Source organism: Arthrobacter sp. JCM 19049 (assembly GCF_001310435.1).
The window spans coordinates 1-1147 of sequence record NZ_BAXF01000609.1 but is presented as its reverse complement, the minus strand read 5'-3'; the positions used below and the strand labels follow the sequence as shown (position 1 = coordinate 1147).

Below are 1147 nucleotides of genomic sequence, written 5' to 3'. Positions count from 1 at the left end.
GCACGTCGCGCTGGCGCCGGGCGGTGTCCAGCTGGCGGTAGATGCCGCGCAGGTGGGCGAAGTCCTCCACAGCCGCGGCCGCGGCCTTCAGGGTGGCCGGTTCCTCCAGCACCTCGTGGCGGAAGAACTGGTTCACGCCCTTGGCCAGGCCCTTCCCGTTCTGCAGGGTGCGCAGCAGGGCGAAGGCCTTGTCGTTCTCCACCCCAAGCCGGCGGCGCAGCCGTTCCACGAACGCCTTGTGGGTGTCGAACGCCTCGGCCGGGTCCAGCAGCTTCTGCAGCGAGGAGACGGTGAAGCGCCGCGCCCCATGGTGTTCCAGCTCGGCCACATCCAGCGGCCCCTCGCACAGCAGGTAGTGCTTGGAGACCTGGTTCTCCAGGCCCGCCTCGGGCAGGTCGAAGACGGCCGCGGCGGTGACCGTGTTGCCCATCCCGTCCTCGTAGCCCAGACTGACCGCGCTCCAGGTGGCCCCGGGCCGCTGGTAGACGGTGCCCGAGCCGGTCTTGAACTTGCGTCCGCGCATGTAGGAGAACGTGGTGCGCCGATCCTCGCGGGTGGCCGCGTCGTTGGCGGACTCGTTCAGCCTCGGGGTGGCGAAGAACAAGTGGCCCATCGCGTCAAAAAGCGTGGACTTGCCCACCCCCGGGTGCCCGGTGATCAGTGTCCCGGCCCGGTCCACCTGCAGGGTGTGCAGGCCGTGAAGGTGCCCCAGTTCACGATCTGGATCCGGGAAAGCCGGTGCTGGCCCGGGTTGAGGGTGTCGCCCAGCGGCAAGGTCATTTCTATGCTCATCGGTGCTACTCCTGAACCATCTGGGATTCGTCGCTGATCCGGGCGTCGCCCCCGCCGGGCAGCGGCGGCTCATCAGGATCCTCCGCCAGCTGCCCTGGTGGGCTTCACCGCTGATCGGGCAGCGCCGGCTGCGCCTCGGTGTTGTCGATCGCAGCGATGTAGCCGGGGATGTCCTGGATGCTGGCGATCGGCAGGGCCATCGCCAGAGCCGGGGAGATGCGGTACTCGTCGACCAGCTCGGTGCCGGTGATCAGCCGCAGCGTGTTCAGCCGGCCGATCGCCGCGTCGCAGGACTCGGCGAAGCGCTTGTCGTCGCGGTCGCTGGCGGTGCGGTGCTCGGCCAGGATCTCGTGCA

General features: G+C 69.1%; 2 protein-coding genes and 1 pseudogene. All 3 read right to left on the bottom strand.

The features are described 5' to 3' along the window. A partial coding sequence (locus JCM19049_RS14925) for an ATP-binding protein (RefSeq protein ID WP_279403321.1) occupies positions 1–679 on the bottom strand: 679 nt, incomplete at its 3' end. After that, entirely contained in the window at positions 658–792 is a 135-nt protein-coding gene (locus tag JCM19049_RS21215) for a hypothetical protein (RefSeq protein ID WP_279403320.1), read from the bottom strand. The genes JCM19049_RS14925 and JCM19049_RS21215, both read right to left, overlap by 22 nt. Positions 793–896: 104 nt before the next feature. Next, positions 897–1147, bottom strand: a pseudogene (locus tag JCM19049_RS14920) (hypothetical protein); the annotation flags it as partial.

Excerpts from the sequence above, each read along its gene's own strand:
- JCM19049_RS21215 (WP_279403320.1), bottom strand. The coding sequence starts at position 792 with ATGAGCATAGAAATGACCTTGCCGCTGGGCGACACCCTCAACCCGGGC.